Genomic DNA, 23,481 nt, shown 5'->3' on the forward strand with positions numbered 1-23,481 from the left:
GTTCACCGCAGCGCGAAGCCGGCGGGGTCCCGCAGCAGCTCGGCGAACGCCGCCTCGGCGGCGCCGATGAGAAGCCGATCCTCCCCGAGCGCCGCCGGGAAGATCTCGAGGTCCTCGCCGTTCGCGTGCATGGCGTGTGCCACGACGGCGCTGCGAAAGCCATCGAGATCGTGAGCGGCCAGCATCCCGAGGAATCCGCCGAGGATCACGACAGCGGGATTGAGCACGTTGACCGCATTGGCCAATGCCGTTGCGAGGATGCGGCGCTGCCGCGACATCTCGTCGAGAACGTCGGCGGAATGCGTCGTGCGCAGCAGCTCGGCGAGCGTGGGCTCGTCGACGTTTCCTCGGCCGAGCGCTGCGAGCAGGCGCAAGCGGCTGACCTCGTCCTCGAGCACGCCATCGTCGGCGCGACGATCGGCCGGAGACGGGATGCCCGGCCGGTTCTGGCCGAACTCTCCTGAGTAGCCCGACGCGCCGGCAACCGGCATCCCCTGCACGATGAGACCGCCGCCGATGCCGCTCGCGCCGCCATTGAGGTAGACGACGTCATCGATGCCCTGGGCGGCGCCGAACAGGTGCTCGGCGAGCACGCCCATCGCGGCGTCGTTGCCCACGACGGTGGGGAGCCCTGTCGCGGCCTCGATGAGTTCGCGGATCGCGACGTCGGTCCACGACAGGTGGGGGGCGTGGCGCACGAGCCCGTCCGACGCGCGCACCAGACCCGGCACCGCGACACCGATTCCGGTGATGGCTGCGTCGGCGAACTCATCGCTCCGCCACTCCTCGACCCGCTCGCCGATGAGTTGAGCGGTCCGCTCGGGGCCGATGAGTCCTGTCATCTCGATGCGCTCGCGCCGTCGCAGGGTGCGGTCGAGCCCGACGGCGCCCAGCGTGAGAGCGTCGACTTCGGGATTGACCGCGATCGCCACGACCCCGGGGTGCGCGCTCACCAGCGGGGAAGGCCGGCCCACACGCCGGCTGGGGTCGGGTGCCCGTTCCTCGACGAGGCCGAGCGCGACGAGGTCCCCGACGAGATCCGCGATCGTCGAGCGGTTCAGACCCGTCACGACGGTGAGCGTCGCGCGAGAGACCGGTCCCTCGAGGTGAACGAGGCGCAGCAGTCGCGACAGATTGGCTTGGCGGCTCCCGACCGTCTCGTTCATGGCATCACTGTACGGGGGTCTCGTCGAGGCGGCCGACCGGGACAGGAAACGCGGACGGTATACGTTGTAGTCGACAACAATCCACCGCCATGCGTCGATCGTAGCGCTCGAAAGCATCGGAACCGGTGGACGCGGCATCCATCATGCGATAGGTTGTCTTTAACAACATTTCGTTCATCGTCGAACTAGGAGCGTCATGCCCACCCCCACACCCGCCGACAAGTTCTCGTTCGGTCTCTGGACCATCGGCTACAACGGCACCGACCCCTTCGGCGGGCCTACCCGCCACCCGCTCGACGTCGTGCACGGCGTCGAGAAGCTCGCCGAGCTGGGCGCGTACGGCCTGACGTTCCACGACGACGACCTCTTCGCCTTCGCGTCCACGGATGCCGAGCGCCAGACCCAGATCGACCGGCTCAAGGGCGCGCTCGCCGACACCGGCCTGATCGTGCCGATGGTCACGACCAACCTGTTCTCGGCTCCGGTCTTCAAAGACGGCGGCTTCACCTCGAACGACCGACAGGTGCGGCGCTTCGCGCTGCGCAAGGTCTTCCGCCAGCTCGACCTCGGTGCCGAGCTCGGCGCGAAGACGTTCGTCATGTGGGGCGGCCGCGAAGGTGCGGAGTACGACTCCGCCAAGGATGTTCGCGCAGCCCTCGAGCGCTACCGCGAGTCGGTCAACCTTCTCGCGAACTATGTCACCGACAAGGGCTACGACATCCGCTTCGCGATCGAGCCGAAGCCCAACGAGCCGCGCGGCGACATCCTGCTGCCGACCCTCGGCCACGCGATCGCGTTCATCGACTCGCTCGAGCGTCCGGAGCTCTTCGGTGTCAACCCTGAGGTCGGGCACGAGCAGATGGCGGGCCTCAACTTCGCCGCGGGCATCGCGCAGGCGCTGTATCACGGCAAGCTCTTCCACATCGATCTCAACGGCCAGCGTGGCATCAAGTACGACCAGGACCTGGTGTTCGGGCACGGCGACCTGCACAACGCGTTCGCGCTGGTCGACCTGCTCGAGAACGGCGGCCCCGGCGGCGTCCCGGCATACGACGGCCCGCGCCACTTCGACTACAAGCCGAGCCGCACCGAGGACGAAACGGGTGTCTGGGACTCGGCATCCGCCAACATGAGCACGTATCTGCTGCTCAAAGAGCGTGCCGCGGCCTTCCGCGCCGACCCCGAGGTGCAGGAGGCGCTCGCCGCGGCGAAGGTCGATCAGCTCTCGGTGCCGACGCTGAACCCGGGGGAGTCCTACGACGACTTCCTCGCCGACCGCTCGGCGTACGAGGACTTCGACACGAGCGTGTACCTCGGCGGCAAGGGCTTCGGCTTCGTTCGGCTGCAGCAGCTCGCGACCGAGCACCTGCTCGGCGCCCGCGGCTGACGGCGTCCGGCCGCCATGGCTCTGGTCGCAGGAGTCGACTCGTCGACGCAGTCGTGCAAAGTCGTGATCACGGATGCCGCGACCGGTGCGGTCGTGCGGTCCGGACGGGCGTCCCATCCCGACGGCACGGAGGTCGATCCCGCCGCCTGGTGGGTCGCGCTCCAGTCGGCGCTCGCGGATGCGGGCGGGCTCGCGGATGTCGACGCGTGGGCGATCGGCGGCCAGCAGCACGGGATGGTCGTCCTCGACGATGAAGGCCGCGTCATCCGTCCTGCGCTGCTGTGGAACGACACGCGCTCGGCGGGCGCCGCGGCCGCGCTGATCGCGGAGTTCGGCGCCGACGCCCTCGCGAAGCGCACCGGCCTGGTGCCGGTGGCATCCTTCACGATCACGAAGCTGCGATGGCTGCGTGACAACGAGCCCGTCAACGCGGCGCGGGTCGCGGCCGTCGCGCTGCCGCACGACTGGCTGACGTGGCGGCTGCGCGGCTTCGGGCCCGCCGCCGAGTCGCCGCGCGGGCCGGTGCTCGACGAGCTCATCACCGACAGATCGGATGCCTCGGGCACCGGCTACTGGGATCCCGCGAACAGCGGCTACGACCGTGGGCTTCTCAGCGCCGCGCTCGGGCACGACGCGGTGCTCCCGCGCGTGCTCGGAGCCTACGAATGGGTCACGGACGAAGCCGGCCGCAGAGTCGGCCCTGGGGCGGGTGACAACGCCGGCGCGGCGCTCGGGCTCGGCGCCCAGCCGGGCGATGTCGTGGTGTCGATCGGGACCAGCGGCACGGTCTTCGCGGTGAGCGAGGAGCGCACGATCGATCCTTCCGGCACGGTCGCCGGCTTCGCCGACTGCACCGGGCGGTTCCTCCCGCTCGTCGCGACGCTCAACGCGGCGCGTGTGCTCGACGCGATCGCGCGCCTGCTCGGCGTCGACCATGCCGAGCTCAGCAGACTCGCACTGCAGGCGCAGCCGGGAGCGGGCGGCCTCTCGCTGCTGCCGTACTTCGAGGGTGAGCGCACGCCGAACCTCCCCGACGCCACGGCCGCGCTCACCGGCATGACCCTCACCTCGACGACACGCGAGAACCTCGCGCGCGCCGCCGTCGAGGGGATGCTGTCGGGGCTGGGCGCCGGGCTCGAGGCGCTGCGGGCACTGGGCGTGCCCCTCGAGCGTGCGCTCCTCATCGGCGGAGGAGCGCAGTCCGAAGCCGTGCGGGTGATCGCCCCGGCGGTGCTCGGCGTCGAGGTGAGTGTTCCCGAGCCGGGCGAGTACGTCGCGCTCGGCGCGGCGCGGCAGGCCGCGATCGTCGCGACGGCGTGAGCCTCCCCGGGCGAGTGGGACTGCGGCGCATCATCCCGGTGGCCGACCACGGCACCGTCGAGTGCCTCGCCCCTCCCGCTCTCACCGCGTGGCTCGACCGGTGGACGATCGGCGACGCAGCTCACAGAGGGTTCGTAGCCAGCGTCCGTACGGTGGAGCAATGGCGTCCTCGCTCGATGAGCAGCAGATCACCCTCTCGCCCGCCGAACTGCGCAGCGCGCGCGACGAGCTCCAGCGATTCCTGCTGGAATACCGCTTCGGGATGCAGGAGATCGAGACGAAGATCGGCATCCTGCGCGACGAGTTCCTCCACAACCACGACTACAACCCGATCGAGCATGTCTCGAGTCGCGTCAAGTCACCCGACAGCCTCGTCGACAAGGTCATCCGAAAGGGGATCGACGCCGACTTCGAGTCGATCCGCACGAACATCCTCGACATCGCGGGAGTCCGGGTCACCTGCAGCTTCATCCCCGACACCTATCGCCTGTTCGACCTGCTCACGGCACAGGACGACATCACGGTCCGTGCCGTGAGGGACTACGTCGCCGAGCCGAAGCCAAACGGCTACAAGAGCCTGCACGCGATCGTCGAAGTTCCGGTCTTCCTCTCTACCGGCCGTGTGCAGGTGCCCGTCGAGGTGCAGTTCCGCACGATCGCCATGGATTTCTGGGCGAGCCTCGAGCACAAGATCTACTACAAGTACGACCGGCAGGTGCCGGCACGCCTGCTCTCCGAGCTCAAGGGCGCCGCCGACACCGCCGCCGAGCTCGATGCCCACATGGAGCTGCTCCACCGCGAGCTGCACGGGTCGCGGGGCGACAGGGGCGGTCTGCTCTCGACCTGAGCGCACTCGCGGCGGCCGTGCCCGAGGGCGAGAATGGGCGAATGAGCGCCGCCGAAGAAGCGATCGACGCAGTGGATGCCATCGCCGTCGAGCTCTACGCCCTGCCGCCCGAGCAGTTCACCGCCGCGCGCAACGCTCGGGCCGCCGGAGACCGCGAGCTCTCGGGGCGTGTGAAGGCGCTGCGAAAGCCCACTGTCGCAGCATGGGCGGTGAACCTGCTCGCACGCGAAGGCCAGCTGCGTGATGCGCTCGAACTCGCCGCGGCACTGCGCGAAGCACAGGACGATCTCGATTCCGCAGAGCTTGCGCGGCTGAGCCGGCGGCGCCGCGCGCTGGTCTCCGCCTTGGCGACCCAGGCCGTCCAACTCGCGCACGATCGCGGTGTGACCGTGAGTGGCGCCGCGCGCGACGACATCCAGAAGACGGTCAACGCTGCGGTGATGGATGCCGCCGCCGCCGCGGCCGTGATGTCCGCGCGGCTGGTCCGGCCGCTGGAGGCCAGCGGGTTCGACGCCGTCGATGTGACGGATGCCGTCGGCGGGAGCCTTCCCGGACTGCCGGACACTCCCGCCCCCACAAGGGACGACCTGGCCGAGCGGCGCGCCCGAAAAGCGGCGGAGCGCGAGGCGCGAGAGGCGGAGCGCGCCGCGGGCGAAGCCGGACGTGAGCTCGACAAGATCGAGGCGCTGCTCGCGAAGACCCGCGAGCGGTCGGGTCTGCTGCGCGAGCGCATCGAGGATGTGCGCGCCGACCTCGCGCGGCTCGAGGCCGAGGAGGCGAAGGCCGCCCGCGAGACCGAGCGGCTCGACGAGGAGTTCGGGGCCGCGGCATCCCGCGCCAGGGCAGCGACCAAGCGCGCGGATGCGGCGCGCGCCGCCGTGAGCGCGGACTGATCCGCCCGGTGATGGCCGCCCAGACTGCCCCGACCCATCGCTAGGGTGAGTGCGTGGACTCGCTCGAGCCGACGCTGCTGATCGTTCCCCTCCTCGCCGTCCTCGCCCCCCTGCTGGCGCGAGGGCTGAGCCGCTGGGTGCGCGTGCCGATCGTCGTGTTCGAGCTGCTGCTCGGCATGATCGTGGGGCCGGACATCCTGGGATGGGCACACCCGCACGAGTTCCTCGCGACGCTATCGCAGCTCGGGCTGGCGATGCTGTTCTTCGTCGCCGGGTCCGAGATCGAGTTCGCCGTCTTCCGCGGCAGAACGGGCCGCAACGCCATCGTCGGCTGGCTCGTCAGCATCGGCGTCGGCGTCGGCCTGGGATGGCTGATCGCGCCGGGCGAGGAGGCGATCATCATCGGCATCGCACTGTCGTCCACGGCGCTCGGCACGATCCTGCCGTTCCTGCGCGACTCCGGCGAGCTGAAGACGCCGTTCGGCCGCGCGACGAGCGCCGTCGGCGCGGTCGGCGAGTTCGGTCCCCTGATCGCCATCTCGATCTTCCTCGGGGGCAGGCAGCCGGGCGTCTCGACGATCGTGCTCGCCCTCTATGCCGCGATCGCTGCCCTTGCCATCGGGCTCGCCTTCAAGCTGCCGCGGGGGGCGATGCACAGATTCGTGAATGCGAGCCTGCACACTTCGGGTCAGTTCGCGATCCGGGTGGTGCTGTGCATCCTCGCAGTCCTGCTGTCGGTGAGCATCTTCCTCGACCTCGACATCCTGCTCGGCGCGTTCACCGCCGGCATCGTCTGGCGTCTCATCATGCGCGACGCCGACGAGTCCGATCGCGAAGCGGTCGAGAGCAAGGTCGAGGCGGTCGCGTTCGGGTTCCTCGTGCCGATGTTCTTCCTGTACACGGGGCTGACGTTCGATCTCAACGCCCTCCTCGCGCAGCCGGTCCTCTTCCTGCTCATCCCCGTCGTGCTCGTCGTGCTGCTGGTCGTCCGGGGGCTGCCGTCGACGCTCGCCGCACCCGAGGGCTCGACGATCCGGGACCGTGCGTCACTCGCGCTGTTCGGTGCGACGGCGCTGCCGATCATCGTGGCTGTCACCGCCATCGGCATCGACCAGAAGATCCTCTCGAGCTCGAACGCCGCGCTGCTGGTCGGCGCGGGGATGCTGTCGGTGCTGCTGTTCCCGTTCCTTGCCGCGACCATCCGCGGCGAGCGGAAGGCCCTGACGGCGCAGCCTGTGGAGGACGACCTGGCGTGAGCTTCGCCTCGCTCTTCGACGACGCCCGCGGGGCGCTCGCCGGGGTTCCGCGCGAGCCGCTCGGCGAGCTGCGAACACCCCGCCGGGTGCTGGGGATGCCGCGCGCCACGCGGATCGTCCGCGTCGGATCCGCGTGGCACCTCGGCGTGCTGCTCCTCGGTGATGACGTCGTCTACGCCACCGGCCAGATCGTTCGCGCCCGGCAGGAGGCTCCGCGCGGGTACACCGCCGAGTCGCAGCGAGCCCGGGCCGACCTCGCCGCCGCGGCGCGGCGCGGCGGATTCGCCGAAGGAGAGGCGCTGCACATCGGCTGGCGGATGCTGGACCTCGAGGCGGTGGCCGCGGGTGCGGCATCCGGTCCGCTGGCGCAGATCGAGGGCATCCCGAGCGTTCGATGGAGCGCGGCGGCCGCGCACGTGCCGCTCGATGCCTACCTTCGCGAGCGCGTGGCGCTGCTGCGGGATCCGCCCCAGGGAGCCTGAGCACCGCGCCTCACACCGAGACGGGTCCGAACATGCGGGCGAAGGAGCGAAGCAGGCGGACGGGCTCGGTGATGGATGCCGCGCGCACGCGTCCCGCGATGAGGTCGTAGTCGTTGGCGGCGAAGTAGCCGTCGTCTCGGTACACCGCCATCCGCTCGGTGAACGCCTCGCCCGTGGGCTCGGGATGGAACTGCGTCGCGTACAGCCGGTCGCCGACGCGGTACGCCTGAACCGGGCATTCGGCGTTCTCCGCCAGCAGCGTCGCGCCGGGCGGAGTGAGGGCAGCGCCTTCCTTGTGCGCGGTGAGCGCCGTGAACCTCGTCGCGAGGCCGCCGAACAGGGCGTCCGAACCGGCGTCGGGCCCGAGTTCGATGGTGACGGGGCCGGTGTTCTCGGGGTAGGCGCGGCTGACGGTGCCGCCGAGCAGGCGCGTGACGATCCCGATGCCGTAGCACGTGAAGAGGGCCGCCGGGGCATCCGCGCGCGTCGACGGAGCGCATTCCGTGGCGATGCGCTCGAGGTCCGCCTCGAGCCTGCGCTGGACGTCGGTCTTGGTCGACTCCGGATCGGTGACGTTGAACGGGCTGCCTCCGATGAGGAAGCCGCTGCAGCGCTCGAACACGCCGTCCGGCAGGGGCTCGCGCACCAGGTCGTGTTGGGCGAGGTCGGCTTCGTCGAGCCTCATGGCGGTACGGAAGGAGTGGTACTCCGCGGCGGCCGCGCCCTGCTGGGGTCGCACGCAGACGTACAGCAGCGGGGCGGTCATGGCGCGAGTCTAGGCGGGGTGCCCGGCGGGCGCGAGCGATCCGTCACGCAGCGAGCGGCCCCGCGCGCGCGCGCCGAGCCACGCATGCCGCCAGGCGTATTCGAGGGCATGTATCAGGCCCGGCCTATCGCTCTCTGCCCAGTGTGGACACAATGGGCGCTATGACGCATGCGGGCGCTGAGGCCTCCGTCGACTCCGTCGAGCCGCCGAGGTGGGAGCGTGCCGCTGCGCTGTTCGTCCGGTGGCGGGAGGGCGACAGCCGGGCGATGGATGAGCTCGTGCGCACGATGACGCCCACGCTGTGGCACGTCGTGCGCGCGTACGGTCTCGACTCCGCGCTGGCGCAGGATGTCGTGCAGACCACGTGGCTGACGCTCGTCCGCCGGCATGAGTCGATCCTCGATCCGCAGGCGATCTCGGGATGGCTGACCATGTGCGCGCGGCGCGAGGCCTGGCGCGTGGGGAAGCTGCACCGCCGGGCCGATGCCACGGACGTCGAAGCGCTCGAGCCGCATCTCCCGGTCCAGGAGTCCGCAGAGCAGACGGCTGCGACCGACGATGAGTCCCGCCGGCTCTGGGTCGCCGTCGGCACGCTCAACGAGCGATGCCAGCGCCTGCTGCGGGTCGTGGCGTTCGAAGAGCGCCCGGACTATGCGCGCATCGCAGAAGACCTCGCGATGCCGATCGGGTCCATCGGACCGACACGCCAGCGCTGTCTCGCCAAGCTTCGCGCCTTACTCGAGGGCGACGGATGGGGAGGAAGTGATGACGATGGATGATGACGACTTCAGCGCCGACGCGGCGCTGTTCGCACGCCTTCGTGCGGTATGGCAGGAGGTCGACCCGGTGCCCGCCGATCTCGTCGATCGGATGGTGGCCGCCGTCGCGGTCGAAGACCTGTCGCGTGAATACGCCATGCTGACACTCGTCGAGGGGTCGAGTCTCGCCGCGGTGCGCGGCGAGACCGATACCGCGACGCTGCAGTTCAGCGACGGTGAGACCAGCGTGCTGCTGCACGTGACCGCGACCGAAGACGGCGGGCGCCGCATCGACGGATGGGTGGATGCCGAGACCCTCGCCATCCGGCTCGTCCAGGATGACCGGGATTGGGCGGCCGAGGCGGGCGAGCACGGTCGCTTCGCGTTCGATTCGATACCTTCCGGAGTGTCGAGGCTGCGCATCGTCGTGCGCGGCGCCGACGGCGATCTGCATGACTTCCAGACACCGCGATTCGAAGTGTGAGTGAAGAGCGGATGCCGCTGCCCCTGGCCGAGGCATCCTGTCGATGAGACGAAGGGGATCATCCATGGCCGATGAGCAGACGTGGCGCGAGCGCGAAGTCGAGGACGAGGAGAGGGGAGTCTGGCTCGATCCGTCACGCGACCCCGTTCCCGGCCTTCAGGCGTACACCACCATGTACGCACCGGGACACCTGCTGATCTCGGGCGACACGGCGCGCGCGGAGAGGGCCCTGTTGGCCGCCGGCGCAGAGCTCGGGTGGGATCTGGAGCTGGAGCCCATCCGCGGGGCGAAGGACGGCACCGAGCCGCTGACCCGCGCCCGGATCATCCAGCTGCCGCGTCCGGATCGCGACGATGAGCCGGTGCCCGCCGTGGACGCCTGGCGGCTGCTGCAGCTCGCGAGGCGCAAGGCGCTGCTCGCCGAGATCGTCGGTCCACCGGGCGGCACCCCGCTGTCCGCCGCGTCCGTCGAGGCGGAGCAGCTCGATCCCGACGCCGAGAGAGAACGTCAAGCGGAGATCCAGCGGGTCAAGCGCGACATCGCGATCGAGGCATCCGCCTCCGTCGATCGCTTCCATCTCGGGGTTCCGCGCGAGACCACCCCCTACCAGCGTCCCGGGGGGGACGACCCCGCGCTTCGCGGCGTCGGTCTCGACCACGTGCTGAGCGTGGATCCGATCGGGGTGAATCCGCACGGACGGACCAATCCCCACGGCCGCACCAATCCCCACGGCCGGACCAACCCGTCGGGGACCGACGGGTATGGGGCTCCCGGAACCGGCGGGCTGGAGCTCGTCTCGTACGTCGGGCCGGCGCCGGTGCGCTCCGAGGTGGGGGACGGCGGCCGCCGCCCGGTCGTCGCGGTCGTCGACACCGGATGCGGAGTGCATCGGGACTGGCTCCCCGAGGAGACGGGAGCGGACGACATCGTACGCAGACGGGTTCCGTCTCCGACGGGGGTCGGCGTGATCGGCGTCGAGGACCCGAAGACCGATCCGGAGGTGTACGGCGACCAGGCGGGGCCGCGGGATGGCTTCATCGACGACGCCTCCGGTCACGGGACGTTCGTCTGCGGGATCGTCCGCCAGGTATGCCCCGACGCCGACCTCATCGCCGTCAGGGTGGCCGACAGCAGCGGGAATGTGCTCGAGAGCGAGCTCATCTACGCGCTCGAGGAGCTGGCGGAGCTGGTGGAAGGCGCCGGCGGACACGAGCCCGGACACATCGACGTGCTCAATCTCTCGCTCGGCTACTACCACGAGACACCCGAGGACGGCCGATACAGCACCCGGCTGCACGACACCCTGTGCCGGCTCCGGGCGAAGGGGTGCATCATCGTGTGCTCCGCAGGGAACGACGCGACGGATCGCCCGACGTTCCCGGCCGCGCTGTGGCAGTGGCCCGGCTCCGACCTGAACCTCGTGGAAGCGCCCGGGCTGGCACGGCACCTTGCCGCCGGGGCGTTGAATCCGCAGCGCACATCCGTCGCCCTGTACAGCAACATCGGGGCCTGGGTGAGTCACTTCGCGCCGGGGACGTCGGTGCTCAGCTCGTTCCCGTCCTTCGAGGGGGGCGTGCAGGCAGGATCGCGGTTCGACCTGTACGGCCGCTGCCGGCAGGGGATCGATCCCGACGACTTCAGCGGCGGCTACGCGATCTGGAGCGGGACCTCGTTCGCGGCGCCGTACCTGGCCGGGAAGGTCGCCCTCGCGCTCGCGCCGACGTTGATGAACGCGGCGACGACCGTGACGGACCCCGACCCGGTCGGGAGGGCGCTGGACGACGTGGATGACTTCGACAAGTCGAAGAGATAGCCGTTCGCTGCCGTCCCGCGCGCGGCCGGTCGCAACCCGACGTCGGGAGAGCCATCATGGCTGAATGACGACCAGCGCAGCAGGGCTCTACGAGCGCGGCGTCGAACTCGCCAACCGCGGCCGGTACGCGCAGGCTCAGCGCGCACTCGCATCGGCGCAGCAGGCAGCCGCGGAGGCTCGCGACATCGAGCTGCTCGCCCGCATCGCGGGCACCACCGCGTACGTGCTGGCCCGGCTGGGGGATGTCGACGCCGGCGAGCGGCTCTGCCTCGACGCGCTGGCGCGAGAGGGCCTCTCGCCGGCGGCCGTCGCCCAGTTGCAGGGTCAGCTCGGCGCGCTCGCCCTGGAGCGAGGGCTGCTCGATGAGGCGGCATCCTGGCTGACGAAGAGCATCCGAGGTCTGGCGGGCGAACCGGTGCGGGAGGCCAACATGCGCATGAACCGCAGCCTGGTCGACATGCAGCGCGGCCATCTCGCCGACGCGATGGCGGATCTGGAACGCGCAGAGGCTGCCTACCGGGATGCCGGGCTGGTCGCCGAGGCGAACCAGGCCGTCCACAATCGCGGCTACACCTGGATGCTCGCAGGGGACCTCGTGACCGCGCTGAACATGATGCAGTCGGTGCGCGAGCCGCTCGACGAGGAGTCCGACCTGTGGGCGGCCATCAACGAGCTCGACCATGCCGAGGTCCTTCGCGAGGCCGGACTCGTCACCGAGGCCGAGCGGACTCTCGCGAACGTGTCGGTGGCGCTCGGTCGGCATCACGCTCCCCGCGAGCGGGCGACCGCCGACTACCAGCTCGCGCGGTCGCTGCTCAGCCACGACCCGGTGCGGTCGGCGACCGTCGCCGGGGCATCCGCCCGGCGCTTCCGGCGGCTGGGCAGTCATGGCTGGGCGGTGCGGGCCGAGGCGATCCGGCTGCGGGCACAGCTCGCGGTCGGGCGGATCGATCGCGCCGGAGTGCCCATCCGTCCGCCCGGCCGGCTGCCGTCGAGGCAGCAGGTCGAGGGCATCGTCGACGAGCTGGGTGCACGGGGGTTCTCACCCGAAGCCGATGCCCTCCGGATGACGGCGGCGATCGCCCGGCTCGGGCGCGAAGCGGACAGCGCCATCCCCCGTCTGCGCGTCAGTGAGCGCACGCCGCTCGAGGTCGCCCTCCTCGTCTACGAGGCGCGCGCTGCGCGCGCGGCCGCGCACGGGCGCGAAGCCCAGGCGCGAGGACAGGCGGCGCGGGGGCTGCGGGTGCTGGAACGCACCCAGCGCGCCACGGGAAGCCTCGATCTGCAGGGCTCCTCGGCGATGCGCGGCTCGGGGCTCATAACAGCCGGCCTCATCTCCGCCGTGCGGTCGAGACGCCACGACCTCGTGTTCGAATGGTCCGAGCGTGCGCGGCTCATGAACCAGCAGATCGTGGCCGTGCGCCCGCCACCGGATCCCGCCATGGCCGCCGACCTCGCCGAGCTCCGAGTGCTGCGCTCAGCCGAGCCCGACGGAGACTGGCTGGCCAGCCCGCGGGCCGTGGTGCTGCGACACCGCGCGCGAGAGCGTCAGTGGTCGGGCACACACGCGGGCGAGCTGCGCAGCCGCGCGAGCCTCGAAGAGGTGCGGGCGGCGCTTGCTCCCGGCGAGGCGCTGGTCTCGTACGTGTTCGACGGCCGAGGCCTGGTGGCGCTCGCCATCACGCCTGCGCGGACCGAACTCGTCGACCTCGATTGGCGGGCCATCAGCGCTGCCCTCAGCGGGATCCGCGCGGACCTCGATGTGTCCGCCTCGGTCACATCGGGCCCGATGGCGCGCGTGGTGCGGGCAAGCCTGGAGGGCCGCCTGTCAGCGCTCTCGAGGCTGCTGATCTCGCCGCTGGATACCCCGCTCGCCGACGCGGAGCGCATCATCCTGACCGCGCCCGGGGTGCTCTCGGCGCTGCCGTGGACCATGCTCCCGGCGATCGCGCAACGGCCTCTGACGGTGGCGTCGTCCGCGTCCGGATGGATGCGCGAGCGGCAGGAGCCGTTCGCCCGGCCCGCATCATCGGCCTTCGCCGTCGGGCCGCGGGTGGCTCGGGGCGACGAGGAGGTGACGATCGCGGCATCCGCGTGGGCGTCCGCGAGCGTGCTCCAGGATCGCGCCGCCTCGGTGGATGCCGTGACCGCACTGGCTTCGCGCGTGCAGGTGCTGCACATCGCCGCTCACGGTCGCCACGCCTTGGACAACCCGCTGTTCTCGGGGCTCGAACTGACCGATGGCGCCCTGTTCGGCTACGACATCGATCTGATGGAATCCGTCCCCGAGACGGTCGTGCTGTCTTCCTGCGAGGTCGGCCGCTCGGCGGTGCGCTGGGGCGAGGAGGCGATCGGGATGGCGCGCATCTGGCTCCACGGTGGTGCGCGGTGCGTGATCGCGGCTCCGGTCGTCGTCGCGGACGACGTCGCCTGCGAGTTGCTCGGCGCCATGCACGAAGGCCTGGCGGCGGGAGTCGCGCCCGCCGTCGCGCTCGCCGGGGCCGCAGAGCGTACCGGAATCGTCTCGCCCTTCCAGGCTCACGGAGTCGGATTCTGAGGCTCCATGTATCACCGGGCCTGGAGCGCACTCCTGTGCTTCGGAACGACTCCAGAGCAGCCGGGTATCGGGGGATCGCCGGGCGCTGGGGGCGGAGACTCGCTGGGGCAGTTGGGGAGGGGAGTCTCCGGAGTCGGATCCACGGGGGATGCCGCAGTGACCGAAGTCAGCGGCATCCCCCGATCATCGTCTCCATGAGCCGTCAGCGGGACGAGTTCGCGGTGCGGCCGCGCACGATCCCCACGAACGCTTCGACGGCGGGCGTCGTCCGATCCGCGGGCCAGGCGAGGGCCACCGTCGAGACCGGTCCGTCGCGGAGGGTGCGGTAGTCGGCGTCCTTGCGGTGATGAAGCCGTGCGAGCGACATCGGCACGACGACGAAGCCGACCCCCGATGCTGCGATCGCAATCGCCTCCTCGGTATCGTGCGGCGGGGCGAAGGATGCCGCGACGGCGCCTGGCACCTCCACTCCGAGCACATCGTCCTGCGGCACGACCACGATCTCGCCCGCCAGATCGCGCAGGCTCAGTTCGTCGGCGGCCATGAGGTGGGATTCCACCGCCGCGACGACCACCGGCACCTCGTCGTAAAGCGCGATGACGTGGAGGGCCTCGCGGTCGAGCGGCAGACGGACGAGGGCGGCATCCAGCCCACCCTCCAGCACCGCCTCGCGCTGGCCGGCGACCGGGATCTGCCGCAGCTCGAGGACGACGTCCGGCATCCGCTCGTTCCAGGCGTCGATCCACTTGCCGGGGGTGGCCCCGGGGATCACTCCCAGCACGAACGGACCCTCGATCGGCTCGGCGCCCTGGCTCGGTTCTGGCGCCGCCCCGGCCGACTTCTCGGCCCCGTCCCTGGCGGTCCCGGGTCTGGCGGATCGGCGTGCAGGGGCATCCCGCACCGGCCGTCCCGGTCGCCTGCGTGAGCCGCCTGCACCACCGGGCTTCGCCATTCCGCCAGCGTAGCCCGGGCGCTATCGTTCGGACATGACCCCGATCCTCGCCACCGTGTTCGGCGCGCTGGCCGCGCTCCTGCACGTCTACATCTTCGTCATGGAGAGCGTGCAGTGGTCGCAGCCGCGCATCTGGAGGCGCTTCGGCGTGCCCGATCAGGCCACCGCAGACGCGACGAAGCCGATGGCGTACAACCAGGGGTTCTACAACCTGTTCCTCGCGATCGGGGCGATCCTCGGGATCGTGCTGTTCTGGGCGGGTGGGGGCGATGGAGCGGCGGCGGATGTCGCCGGTCGCGCCCTGGTGCTGTTCAGCCTCGGATCGATGGTCGCGGCGGCTCTCGTGCTGCTCACGACCGGCATGAAGTATCTGCGGGCGGCGCTCATCCAGGGCACGCTGCCACTCATCGGGTTCGTGCTGTTCCTCTTCGCCTGAGCCGCTCGCGCCCGGCTGTCAACCGGGATGTGCCACGTCGGCGGCGGTGGGTATCGTGTCGATCGTTGCCGCCCGACGGCCGTTCGACGAGTTCGAGCCGCGGAGAGCGGCTCGAAGGGGGCCGATCATGACGGATCACATCTCGCGCGCGCAGGCGGACATCGAGGCACCGCCGGAACGGGTGTGGCAGCTGCTGACCCAGCCTGGTTCCGACCCCGACATCATGTTCGGCGCCGAGGTCGTCAGCGACTGGCGCGTGGGGTCGTCGATCCGCTGGAAAGGCGAATGGGAGGGCAAGGCCTTCGAAGACAAGGGCGAGGTCGTCGAGATCGATCCGCCGTCACGCCTGGTCGTGACGCATTTCAGCCCGATGTCGGGTGAAACCGACTCGCCGGACAATTACCACCGGCTGTCCTTCGAATTCGAGGAGGCGGGCGCCGGCACGCACGTCGTCCTCACCCAGGGAGGAAATGCGACCGAAGAGGCGGCGGAACACTCCACTGCGAACTGGCAGCAGATGCTCGAGGGCCTCAAGCGCGCCGCGGAACGTGAGTGAGCTGACGCCCGAGTACCTCGACCGCTCGCCGGGATCAGGCCGCGAGTCGCAGGCCGCGCCGGTCGGTGGCGACCCGCTCCCCGTCGCCGATGGTCTCGTCGTCGCCGATGAGCGATCCCACCGCGACGCGAGCGCCGGTGCCGACCTGCGTGCGCACGCCGATCTTGACGCCGGCGCCGATCGCGGCGCCGGACCCGATGTGGGCGTGCGGGGCGATGTCCGCGTCAGGGCCGATCACGGCATCCGATTCGATCCACACTCCGCGCCCGATGTGGGCGCCCGCGGCGATCTGGACACCCGGTTCGACATACGACCCGGCTTCGACGATGGCGCTCGGGTGCACCTTGGCGCCGTGCGCAACGAGACCTCGGCCGTTGGCGTGCTTGCGGTAGCGCAGCATCTCACCGCGGTCGTTCTCGATGTCGACGTAGTTCTTGCCCACTGTCCCCTCCTGCGGCACCATAACGTGCCGAGTAAAGGATTAACCGACTTCTCAGGTGATTCATTCCCTCACGCGACCCGCTCATGCACCTGTTATTCGAAGGTGACACGAGTTCGGATTCCCTCAGGTTCACCTACCCGTCGATGCGGGGGATTCCCAGGTGGGGCGCGGTGTGCGAACGAGGCTGCGCGAACCGCTCAGACGACGTGCTCGTCGGCGACCGACAGTGCCCGGTCGATCACCTCGAGGCCGCGCACGAGCTCCTGTTCGCGGATCACGAGCGGCGGCGCGACGTGCACGCGGTTGAAATGCGTGAAGGGCCATACACCCCCGCGCTTGCACGCCGCCGCCACCGCCGCGACGGGCGCGGCATCCGCCCCACTCGCGTTGAACGGCACCAGCGGCTCTCGCGTCTCGCGGTCGCGGACGAGCTCGATCGCCCAGAACAGGCCCATACCGCGCACATCGCCGATCGACGGATGCCGCCTCGCCATCTCGCGCAGGCGAGGTTCGACGATCCGCTCGCCGAGATCGCGCACGCGCGCGAGGATGCCGTCGCGCTCGAACACCTCGAAGGTCGCGACGCCTGCGGCGCATGCCAGGGGGTGACCCGAATAGGTGAGGCCGCCGGGGAACGACAGCGTGTCGAAGTGCGCCGCGATGCGGTCCGAGATCACGACGCCGCCGAGCGGGACGTAGCCCGAGTTGACGCCCTTCGCGAAGGTGACGAGGTCGGGGACGACGTCGAAGGCCTGGAACGCGAACCACTCCCCGACCCGCCCGAACCCGACCATGACCTCGTCGGCGATGTAGACGATGCCGAACCGGTCGCACAGCTCCCGGACGCCCGCCAGGTAGCCCGGCGGGGGCACCAGCACGCCGTTCGTGCCGACGATCGTCTCGATGACGACAGCCGCGATGGTGGAGGCGCCCTCGAGGATGATCGTCTGCTCGAGGTGCTCCAGAGCTCGCTGGGTCTCCTCCTCGGGCGATGCGGAGTGGAACGCGGAGCGGTAGGGGTAGGGGCCGAAGAACTTCGCCACCGAGCCGTCGGCCGGCTCGTTCGGCCAACGGCGCGGGTCGCCGGTCAGCGCGATCGCCGTCGACGTGTTGCCGTGGTAGCTGCGGTACATCGACAGCACCTTGCGCCGGCCCGTGACGAGGCGGGCCATCCGCACGGCGTTCTCATTCGCGTCGGCACCGCCGTTCGTGAAGAACACCTTCTCCATGCCGTCGGGGGCGACCCCGGCGATGCGCCGCGCAAGCTCGCCGCGGACGTCGTTGGCCATCGACGGCTGGATCGTCGCGAGCCGGCCGGCCTGCCGCTGGATGGCGGCGACGAGATCCGGATGCTGGTGCCCCAGGTTCAGATTCACGAGCTGCGAGCTGAAGTCGAGGTATGCGTTACCCGCGTAGTCCCAGAACGTCGAGCCCTCCCCCGCGGCGACCGGCATGGGGTCGATCACGGCCTGCGCGCTCCACGAATGGAACACGTGGCCGCGGTCGTCGGCTCTCACGAGCGCATCGGCATCGAGATCGGGAAGCGTGCGGATGCCGCCCGCGGCGTCGGTGTACACGGCGGCCGAGGAAAGGGTGTCGGTCATGGGTGCTCCTTCATCATCGACGCTCGTCTCGGCTCCCCGTTCGACGGCCGGGAGCCGACGACGCTCAGCAAGGCTGAGGTCGCGTCCGGACAGATCGACCGGGGTCGACTAAGCTGGCCGCGTCTCAGCATGTCAGACCCGAAGAGGGGTTAGCGGTGCGTCACCGTCACGAAGATCGGACGAACCATACGGATCGTCCGGCTCCGGCATCCGCCTCGGGAACCCTGCCGACGGTGCGCGATGTGATCGCCCTGGACGCCGTCGCACACGGGGTTCCCGAGGTGCTCGTCGGCGACGACGCGCTCGATGCGCGGGTGCGCTGGCTGCACGTGTCCGACAGCGCCGGAGTGGCGCGGCTGCTGGACGGCGGCGAGCTACTCCTCTCGACCGGCTCCGCGTGGCCGGCGGACCCCGCGGACCTGCGTCGCTTCATCGGGGAGCTCGCGGATGCCGGTCTGTCGGGCGTCGTGCTCGAGCTCGGCGCCCATCACCGGTACGTTCCGAGTGCCGTCGTGGAGGCCGCTACGCAGCGACACCTGGCGCTGATCGTCCTGCATCGCGAGGTCAAGTTCGTGACGCTCACCGAGGCCGTCCACAGCATGATCATCGCCGGGCAGAACGACGCGCTTCGCGCGCGGGACGAGGTGCGCGAGCGGTTCACGGCGCTCGTGCTGCGGGGTTCTCCTGTCGACTTCATCGTGCACCAGCTGGCGCAGACGCTGGGGGCGCCGGTGATCCTGGAGAACCTCGCGCACGAGGTGGTGGCAGCCGAGGTGCCGCTCGCCATGGAAGAGGAGCTCTTCACGGATTGGGAGCTGCGCTCGCGGTCCGCGCACCGGCGTTCCGAGCGCCGGCGCGAGCCCGAGGGGCCCGGCGACGACGAGTGGCTGATCGTGCCGGTCGAGGCTCGCGGCATCCGCTGGGGAAGCCTCATCGCGCTTCCTGGACCCGATCACCCCGCCGGGCGGACAGCAGTCCTCGAGCAGGGGGCGATCGCGCTCGCGGTCGGGCGGCTGGCCGACGGCGATGCGGACGAATGGGGACGGATCGGCCGGAGGCGGCTGCTCGACGGACTGCTCGCCGGGCGGTTCGCCGGTGTCGGTGGGGCGGCGGCGCGGCTCGAGGCGGCGGGGCTGCCGCTGCGCGGCGCGCGGCTCTACGGGGTGGTCGTCTCGGGTGCCCCGGTGTCGGCGGAGTCGGCGGCTGCGGCGGCGAAGACGCTGCGCGGGCGGGCGATCGTCGGCACCGCGCCGGACGGCATCGCGCCGCCGGCAACCGCGATGCTGCTGTCGATTCCCGCGGATGCGTCGTTCGATGACCCCGCCGCGCTCGCGTTCTCGCGTGCGCTGGTGGAACCAGGTGAGGCCTCCGAGCGCGTCGTCGTCTCGGTGGGACGCGGCGCCGAGGGCGTCGATGCGGCGCTGATCTCGCTCCACGAGGCCATCGACCTCGCTCGCGGGCGTCGGCGGCGAGCCGGTCGCGGACTGCAGCTCCGACGCGCCGAGAACCGCCCGCTGGTCCAGCTGGTGACAGCGCTGCGGGACGACCACCGCGTGCTGGAGCACGCCGAGCGGATGCTCGCGCCCATCATCGAGCATGACCTCAGCCGAGGCGGTGACCTGCTGGACGTGCTTGAGGCGATGCTCACGCATCCCGGCAACCGCACGGCCGCGGCATCCGCTTCGCATCTGTCCCGGTCGGTGTTCTACCAGCGCATCGCGCTGCTCGAGGAGCTGCTCGGGGTCGACCTCGACGACGGTGAGACGCAGACCGCCCTGCACCTCGCACTGCTGGTTCGCCGCAGCGCCGGTCGCTGAATCACGGATCCGTCGAAACGGGATTCCCGCGGCAGCGTGGGTGCGGGGCCGCACCTCGTTCGAGGGTGCGTTCAGACGGGGTGGCGGCGTCCGTGACCGGTGCTACCGTCGAATCATGAGCCCGCAGGAGATCGAGACCCTGACGTACCTGCGTCGCGCGCGTGATCTGATCGACCGCGAGTACGCGAAACCGCTCGACGTGCCGACCATGGCGTCGCGGGCGCTGATGTCGCCCGCGCACTTCTCGCGCCGGTTCCGCGCGGCATACGGCGAGACGCCCTACAGCTATCTCATGACTCGCAGGATCGAGCGCGCCATGGCGCTGCTGCGCGAGGGCGCGACCGTGACCGATGCGTGCATGGCGGTGGGCTGTACCTCGCTTGGCTCGTTCAGCTCGCGGTTCACCGAGATCGTCGGAGAGAGCCCGTCGGCCTACCGCAGCCGAGAGCATCGCGCCGTCAAGGCGATGCCGGCATGCGTCGCCAAGGCGCGCACTCGACCGGTGCGCAACGCATCGAGCAGGATCGAAGAAGCAGCCGCGTAGCCGGGGTGCCTAGAGTCGGATTCATGACCATCGCACTCCAGTACACCAACATCACCGTCAGCGACGTCGACGAGTCGATCGCGTTCTACAGCGACGCGCTCGGCCTCGAGGTCAAGAACGATGTCGCCTCCGGCGACTACCGCTGGGTCACGCTCGGCAGCGACGCGCAGCCCGGGCTCGGGATCGTCCTGTCGGAGCCGCACGCCGGCCGTTCGCAGGCGGACGGCGACGCCCTTCAGGAACTCCTCACCAAGGGCGTGCTGCCGATGCTCGTCTTCGCCTCCGACGACGTCGACGCGACGTTCGAGACCGTGCGCGCTTCGGGCGCCGAGGTGCTGCAGGAACCCATGGATCAGGGTTGGGGGCCGCGTGACTGCGCGTTCCGCGACCCGTCGGGCAACACCGTCCGGATCTCGCAGGCCCCGCCCGTCTGAAGGTCACGGCGGCGGCGTTCACCGCGCGCGGGCTGACCCGCGTTGAGGGCTTGTCCAAGGCCTTGGGTGGCGGCATCCATGACCTGCCCTCATGCGGCAGGGTTCAGGAGTCGAATCCGAGACCGAGCGCATCCAGCGTCTTGAGCAGGATGTTGCGGCGCCCCCGGTCGTGATCGGCGCGATCGAGCGACCAGCGTGTGACGTTGATCCCCGCGGCAGCGACGGGCTCGGGCGGGAAGGGGAGTGGACGCTTACGCACCATCTCGAGCTCGGTCCGCTCGGTCGGCTCTCCCGCGAGAAGGTCGAGCATCACCTCTCCTGCGAATCGCGTGGCAGCGACGCCGAGACCGGTGAATCCGGCTGCATAGGCTACGCGGTTGCGCCGGGCGGTGCCGAAGAACGCGCAGAACTGCGTCGACGTGTCGACCGCGCCCGCCCAGCGATGCGTGAAGCGCACGCCCTCGAGCTGCGGAAAGGTCGTGAAGAAGTGGCTCGCGAGCTTCTCGAACGTCTCAGGACGGTTCTCATAGCCCGAGCGGACCCGTCGGCCGTAGTGATAGACGGCGTCGTAACCGCCGAACAGGATCCGGTTGTCGCGACTCATGCGGAAGTAGTGGAACTGATTCGCGAGGTCGCTGATGCCCTGCCTGTCGCCCCAGCCGATGTCGTCGAGCTGATCGTCGGTGAGGGGCTCCGTCATGAGCACATAGTCGTAGACCGGGACGGTCATCAGCCGGTTGCGCCGCAGCAGCGACGGGAAGACGTTGGTCGCGAGCGCCACTCGTCGCGCGATTATGCGGCCATCGGCCGTCACGACCGCCACTGCGTCTGCCTCGTCCTCAATGCGGCGCACCGGTGACGCCTCGAAGATCTCCACGCCGGCCTGCTCGGCGGCGCGCGCGAGTCCCGCCGCGAGCTTGCCGGGATGGACGAGCGCCGTGCCGTGGGCATCGCTCACGGCACCGAGGAACGTGGGCGAGGCTACGGAGGCCCGCACCTCGGCCTCGCCCAGGCGCGTGATCCCGTCGTCGCCGCGGGAGGCGGCATCCGTCGCCCATTCGTCGAGCCACGCGAGCTGGTGGGGCTCGGTGGCGACCGTGAGGCTGCCGACGCGCTCCCAGTCGGCGTCGATGCGATGGGCGGCGATGTCTTCGCGCATGGCGTCGAGGTTCTCGCGACCGAGACGCTCGAGCCGGTCGATCTCGCCCGGCCAGCGGCTCAGGCCGTTGTCGCGGCCGTGTGTCAGGCTCGCCTCGCAGAATCCGCCGTTGCGGCCCGAGGCCGCCCAGCCGACCGTGCGGGCTTCGAGCACGATCACCCTGGCCGCCGGGTCACGCCGCTTGGCGTGCAGCGCGGTCCACAGGCCGGTGTAGCCGGCCCCGACGATAACGAGGTCGACGGAGACGGTACCGGTGAGCCCGGGTCGAGCCTCGCGCGGGCCGAGATCGTCAAGCCAGAACACGCGCTGCTGCGTGCCGATGAGGCTTTCACGGATGACGGATGCTGCCGGCCGCTGTCGTTCGAAGACGGTCGTGCCCACGGGTATCACTTCCCTCTCGCTCGGTGCTGTTCCATCTTTCCGGCGAGTGGCTGCCGCCGCGAGGGCTCCGTGTCGCGAGTTCTGCGGGATCCGGACACGCTGTCGGTTCGGTGCCGCCGGGTTCGGGGCGGCGTCCGTCCGTGGGGGCGCATACCGTGAGCCCCAGCGGACCAGGTCCGCCCCAAACCCAGGCGTGTCCGGCGGCGCGGCCGGGGAGGCCCGGCTGCGGCGGCCGGGGAGGCAAACCCGCTGAGGCCGAAGGGCGCGGCCGGGGCGGCGGGTTCGGGGCGGGTTCCGTCCGCTGGGGCGAATCCTGGGCACCCCAACGGACCTAGCCCGCCCCAAACCCGCTGAGGCCGAAGGGCGCGGCCGAGGCGGCGGGTTCGGGGCGGGTTCCGTCCGCTGGGGCGCATGCTGTGCGCCCCAACGGACCAAGGGCGCCCCAAACCCGGGGAGGCCGAGCGCCGCGGCCGGGGCGGTGGGTTCGGGGCGGGTTCCCTCCGCTGGGGCGCATGCTGTGCGCCCCAACGGACCAAGTCCGCCCCAAACCCGGCGGCAGGCCGAGCGCCGTGGCGGGACGGTCGGATGCCGGCGGTCAGCCGGCGCTCGCGCCCGGAGCGGCCTGGCAGACCGGGCACCAGAACACGATGCGCTCGCGCCTCTGGGCCGCGCCGAGCGAACCGCCCCGGATCAGCGTGCCGCAGCGCCGGCACGGGCGGCCTTCGCGCCGATAGACCCATGTCGTCCGGCCGGGCCTGGTGTCGCCCGTGAACGTGCGATCCGGGCGGTCCCGGTTGGCGCGGATCATGCGCGCGCCGAGGTCGACGAGGGCTGCGGCATCCGTCTCCCGCGCCGGGGTGGTGGGGAGGATGCCACGCACGAACAGGATCTCGTTCGCGTACTCGTTGCCGAACCCGGCGATGTTGCGCTGGTCCTGGATCGCGACGTGGACGGGCCGCTCATCCGCCGCCAGTCGTCGCGCGGCCTCGACCGGGTCCCAGTCCGCGGACAGCGGATCGGGGCCGAGATGCCCAACGAGCCGCGATTCGTCGGCCGTGGCGACGACCGCGATGCCGGCGAGGTCGAAGCCGACGGTCTCCCACTGCGACGTGCCCACCACCGCCCGTGCCGTGAAGGCGGGTTTGCGCCATCGCTCGCCCGGTCGGTAGACGTGCCATTCGCCCTCCATCTTGAGGTGCGAGTGGAGGGTGTGCTCGCCGATGCGATGCAGCAGATGCTTGCCGCGCGGCACCACCTCGTGCACGACCCTGCCGCGCAGATCGACGGTGGCCGCCTGCGGCACCCGCAGCTCGAAGCGGGTCACATCGGCGCCGGCCAGCACATCGTTCAACCGCCGGGCGACGCGGTGGACGCTGTCGCCCTCAGGCATGCATGCTCCGCGCGCCGGCCGTCGGTCCGGTCCTGCC

22 protein-coding genes are annotated in these 23,481 nt (G+C 70.7%); 15 read left to right on the plus strand and 7 right to left on the minus strand.

The window, feature by feature from the left end; genetic code table 11:
- Positions 1 to 2 precede the first annotated feature (2 nt).
- Entirely contained in the window at positions 3 to 1,166 is a 1,164-nt protein-coding gene (locus tag ABD212_RS00605; RefSeq protein ID WP_344090111.1) for an ROK family transcriptional regulator, read from the minus strand.
- Positions 1,167 to 1,362: 196 nt separating this feature from the next.
- On the opposite strand from ABD212_RS00605, the gene xylA reads away from it, so the two are divergent.
- The 6 genes from xylA (at position 1,363) to ABD212_RS00635 (ending at position 7,351) form a co-directional block, all read left to right on the plus strand.
- On the plus strand, positions 1,363 to 2,553 hold the full coding sequence (xylA, locus tag ABD212_RS00610) for a xylose isomerase (protein ID WP_344090113.1): 1,191 nt from the start codon (positions 1,363 to 1,365) through the stop codon (positions 2,551 to 2,553).
- A 15-nt stretch (positions 2,554 to 2,568) separates the two neighbouring features.
- Positions 2,569 to 3,873 carry a xylulokinase gene (gene xylB / locus ABD212_RS00615; RefSeq protein WP_344090116.1) on the plus strand — a complete coding sequence of 435 codons (1,305 nt, stop codon included), beginning with the start codon at positions 2,569 to 2,571 and terminating at the stop codon, positions 3,871 to 3,873.
- A gap of 160 nt (positions 3,874 to 4,033) precedes the next feature.
- Positions 4,034 to 4,720, plus strand: a complete 687-nt coding sequence (locus ABD212_RS00620; protein ID WP_344090118.1) for a GTP pyrophosphokinase — start codon at positions 4,034 to 4,036, stop codon at positions 4,718 to 4,720.
- Positions 4,721 to 4,761: 41 nt separating this feature from the next.
- Positions 4,762 to 5,613: a transposase gene (locus ABD212_RS00625; protein WP_344090120.1), complete on the plus strand. Its 852-nt coding sequence runs from the start codon at positions 4,762 to 4,764 to the stop codon at positions 5,611 to 5,613.
- A gap of 53 nt (positions 5,614 to 5,666) precedes the next feature.
- Positions 5,667 to 6,869, plus strand: a complete 1,203-nt coding sequence (locus ABD212_RS00630) for a cation:proton antiporter (RefSeq protein WP_344090122.1) — start codon at positions 5,667 to 5,669, stop codon at positions 6,867 to 6,869.
- Complete coding sequence (locus tag ABD212_RS00635; protein WP_344090124.1) at positions 6,866 to 7,351, plus strand: glutaminase; 486 nt, start codon at positions 6,866 to 6,868, stop codon at positions 7,349 to 7,351. The genes ABD212_RS00630 and ABD212_RS00635 overlap by 4 nt, the downstream gene beginning before the upstream one ends.
- A 10-nt stretch (positions 7,352 to 7,361) precedes the next feature.
- Here the strand turns inward: ABD212_RS00635 and ABD212_RS00640 are convergent, their stop codons facing one another.
- On the minus strand, positions 7,362 to 8,117 hold the full coding sequence (locus tag ABD212_RS00640) for a glutamine amidotransferase-related protein (RefSeq protein ID WP_344090126.1): 756 nt from the start codon (positions 8,115 to 8,117) through the stop codon (positions 7,362 to 7,364).
- Between the two features lie 161 nt (positions 8,118 to 8,278).
- Here ABD212_RS00640 and ABD212_RS00645 point away from each other — a divergent pair, with 161 nt between their 5' ends.
- From ABD212_RS00645 to ABD212_RS00660, 4 genes are all read left to right on the plus strand, one after another.
- On the plus strand, positions 8,279 to 8,896 hold the full coding sequence (locus ABD212_RS00645; protein WP_344090128.1) for an RNA polymerase sigma factor: 618 nt from the start codon (positions 8,279 to 8,281) through the stop codon (positions 8,894 to 8,896).
- Positions 8,883 to 9,359 carry a hypothetical protein gene (locus ABD212_RS00650; RefSeq protein ID WP_344090131.1) on the plus strand — a complete coding sequence of 159 codons (477 nt, stop codon included), beginning with the start codon at positions 8,883 to 8,885 and terminating at the stop codon, positions 9,357 to 9,359. The genes ABD212_RS00645 and ABD212_RS00650 overlap by 14 nt, the downstream gene beginning before the upstream one ends.
- 64 nt (positions 9,360 to 9,423) lie before the next feature.
- Complete coding sequence (locus ABD212_RS00655; RefSeq protein WP_344090134.1) at positions 9,424 to 11,172, plus strand: S8 family peptidase; 1,749 nt, start codon at positions 9,424 to 9,426, stop codon at positions 11,170 to 11,172.
- Positions 11,173 to 11,236: 64 nt separating this feature from the next.
- Positions 11,237 to 13,729 (plus strand): CHAT domain-containing protein, encoded by a 2,493-nt coding sequence (locus tag ABD212_RS00660; protein ID WP_344090136.1) that lies wholly within the window; start codon positions 11,237 to 11,239, stop codon positions 13,727 to 13,729.
- 202 nt (positions 13,730 to 13,931) lie between these two features.
- Here the strand turns inward: ABD212_RS00660 and ABD212_RS00665 are convergent, their stop codons facing one another.
- Complete coding sequence (locus ABD212_RS00665; RefSeq protein WP_344090138.1) at positions 13,932 to 14,681, minus strand: LysR substrate-binding domain-containing protein; 750 nt, start codon at positions 14,679 to 14,681, stop codon at positions 13,932 to 13,934.
- A gap of 34 nt (positions 14,682 to 14,715) precedes the next feature.
- On the opposite strand from ABD212_RS00665, the gene ABD212_RS00670 reads away from it, so the two are divergent.
- Complete coding sequence (locus ABD212_RS00670) at positions 14,716 to 15,117, plus strand: DUF1304 domain-containing protein (RefSeq protein WP_344090140.1); 402 nt, start codon at positions 14,716 to 14,718, stop codon at positions 15,115 to 15,117.
- A 127-nt stretch (positions 15,118 to 15,244) separates the two neighbouring features.
- Entirely contained in the window at positions 15,245 to 15,673 is a 429-nt protein-coding gene (locus tag ABD212_RS00675) for an SRPBCC domain-containing protein (protein WP_344090142.1), read from the plus strand.
- A gap of 34 nt (positions 15,674 to 15,707) precedes the next feature.
- On the opposite strand, the gene ABD212_RS00680 is transcribed toward ABD212_RS00675, so the two are convergent.
- Positions 15,708 to 16,115 carry an LbetaH domain-containing protein gene (locus ABD212_RS00680; protein ID WP_344090144.1) on the minus strand — a complete coding sequence of 136 codons (408 nt, stop codon included), beginning with the start codon at positions 16,113 to 16,115 and terminating at the stop codon, positions 15,708 to 15,710.
- 197 nt (positions 16,116 to 16,312) lie between these two features.
- Complete coding sequence (locus ABD212_RS00685) at positions 16,313 to 17,719, minus strand: aspartate aminotransferase family protein (RefSeq protein WP_344090146.1); 1,407 nt, start codon at positions 17,717 to 17,719, stop codon at positions 16,313 to 16,315.
- A 233-nt stretch (positions 17,720 to 17,952) separates the two neighbouring features.
- Between ABD212_RS00685 and ABD212_RS00690 the strand changes: the two genes are divergently transcribed.
- The 3 genes from ABD212_RS00690 to ABD212_RS00700 all read left to right on the plus strand — a co-directional run bounded on the left by ABD212_RS00690 (position 17,953) and on the right by ABD212_RS00700 (position 20,514).
- Positions 17,953 to 19,536 carry a PucR family transcriptional regulator gene (locus ABD212_RS00690; RefSeq protein WP_344090149.1) on the plus strand — a complete coding sequence of 528 codons (1,584 nt, stop codon included), beginning with the start codon at positions 17,953 to 17,955 and terminating at the stop codon, positions 19,534 to 19,536.
- 115 nt (positions 19,537 to 19,651) lie between these two features.
- Complete coding sequence (locus ABD212_RS00695; RefSeq protein WP_344090151.1) at positions 19,652 to 20,080, plus strand: helix-turn-helix transcriptional regulator; 429 nt, start codon at positions 19,652 to 19,654, stop codon at positions 20,078 to 20,080.
- A 23-nt stretch (positions 20,081 to 20,103) separates the two neighbouring features.
- Positions 20,104 to 20,514, plus strand: a complete 411-nt coding sequence (locus tag ABD212_RS00700) for a VOC family protein (RefSeq protein ID WP_344090153.1) — start codon at positions 20,104 to 20,106, stop codon at positions 20,512 to 20,514.
- A gap of 103 nt (positions 20,515 to 20,617) precedes the next feature.
- Here ABD212_RS00700 and ABD212_RS00705 read toward each other — a convergent pair whose 3' ends face one another.
- Both ABD212_RS00705 and ABD212_RS00710 read right to left on the minus strand, forming a co-directional pair.
- Entirely contained in the window at positions 20,618 to 22,054 is a 1,437-nt protein-coding gene (locus tag ABD212_RS00705; RefSeq protein WP_344090155.1) for an NAD(P)/FAD-dependent oxidoreductase, read from the minus strand.
- Between the two features lie 595 nt (positions 22,055 to 22,649).
- On the minus strand, positions 22,650 to 23,444 hold the full coding sequence (locus ABD212_RS00710) for a DNA-formamidopyrimidine glycosylase family protein (RefSeq protein WP_344090157.1): 795 nt from the start codon (positions 23,442 to 23,444) through the stop codon (positions 22,650 to 22,652).
- Positions 23,445 to 23,481: the final 37 nt, after the last annotated feature.

This window comes from Microbacterium deminutum, assembly GCF_039530205.1.
GTDB lineage: Bacteria > Actinomycetota > Actinomycetes > Actinomycetales > Microbacteriaceae > Microbacterium > Microbacterium deminutum.

What these genes read in the sequence shown, in the direction of transcription:
- ABD212_RS00700 (WP_344090153.1), top strand. Translation starts at nt 20,104, where the DNA reads ATGACCATCGCACTCCAGTACACCAACATCACCGTCAGCGACGTCGAC.
- ABD212_RS00650 (WP_344090131.1), top strand. Translation starts at nt 8,883, where the DNA reads ATGACGATGGATGATGACGACTTCAGCGCCGACGCGGCGCTGTTCGCA.
- ABD212_RS00645 (WP_344090128.1), top strand. Translation starts at nt 8,279, where the DNA reads ATGACGCATGCGGGCGCTGAGGCCTCCGTCGACTCCGTCGAGCCGCCG.
- ABD212_RS00660 (WP_344090136.1), top strand. Translation starts at nt 11,237, where the DNA reads ATGACGACCAGCGCAGCAGGGCTCTACGAGCGCGGCGTCGAACTCGCC.
- ABD212_RS00670 (WP_344090140.1), top strand. Translation starts at nt 14,716, where the DNA reads ATGACCCCGATCCTCGCCACCGTGTTCGGCGCGCTGGCCGCGCTCCTG.
- ABD212_RS00665 (WP_344090138.1), bottom strand. Translation starts at nt 14,681, where the DNA reads ATGGCGAAGCCCGGTGGTGCAGGCGGCTCACGCAGGCGACCGGGACGG.
- ABD212_RS00605 (WP_344090111.1), bottom strand. Translation starts at nt 1,166, where the DNA reads ATGAACGAGACGGTCGGGAGCCGCCAAGCCAATCTGTCGCGACTGCTG.
- ABD212_RS00620 (WP_344090118.1), top strand. Translation starts at nt 4,034, where the DNA reads ATGGCGTCCTCGCTCGATGAGCAGCAGATCACCCTCTCGCCCGCCGAA.
- ABD212_RS00710 (WP_344090157.1), bottom strand. Translation starts at nt 23,444, where the DNA reads ATGCCTGAGGGCGACAGCGTCCACCGCGTCGCCCGGCGGTTGAACGAT.
- ABD212_RS00695 (WP_344090151.1), top strand. Translation starts at nt 19,652, where the DNA reads ATGAGCCCGCAGGAGATCGAGACCCTGACGTACCTGCGTCGCGCGCGT.
- ABD212_RS00685 (WP_344090146.1), bottom strand. Translation starts at nt 17,719, where the DNA reads ATGACCGACACCCTTTCCTCGGCCGCCGTGTACACCGACGCCGCGGGC.
- ABD212_RS00625 (WP_344090120.1), top strand. Translation starts at nt 4,762, where the DNA reads ATGAGCGCCGCCGAAGAAGCGATCGACGCAGTGGATGCCATCGCCGTC.
- ABD212_RS00640 (WP_344090126.1), bottom strand. Translation starts at nt 8,117, where the DNA reads ATGACCGCCCCGCTGCTGTACGTCTGCGTGCGACCCCAGCAGGGCGCG.
- xylB (WP_344090116.1), top strand. Translation starts at nt 2,569, where the DNA reads ATGGCTCTGGTCGCAGGAGTCGACTCGTCGACGCAGTCGTGCAAAGTC.
- ABD212_RS00675 (WP_344090142.1), top strand. Translation starts at nt 15,245, where the DNA reads ATGACGGATCACATCTCGCGCGCGCAGGCGGACATCGAGGCACCGCCG.
- xylA (WP_344090113.1), top strand. Translation starts at nt 1,363, where the DNA reads ATGCCCACCCCCACACCCGCCGACAAGTTCTCGTTCGGTCTCTGGACC.
- ABD212_RS00655 (WP_344090134.1), top strand. Translation starts at nt 9,424, where the DNA reads ATGGCCGATGAGCAGACGTGGCGCGAGCGCGAAGTCGAGGACGAGGAG.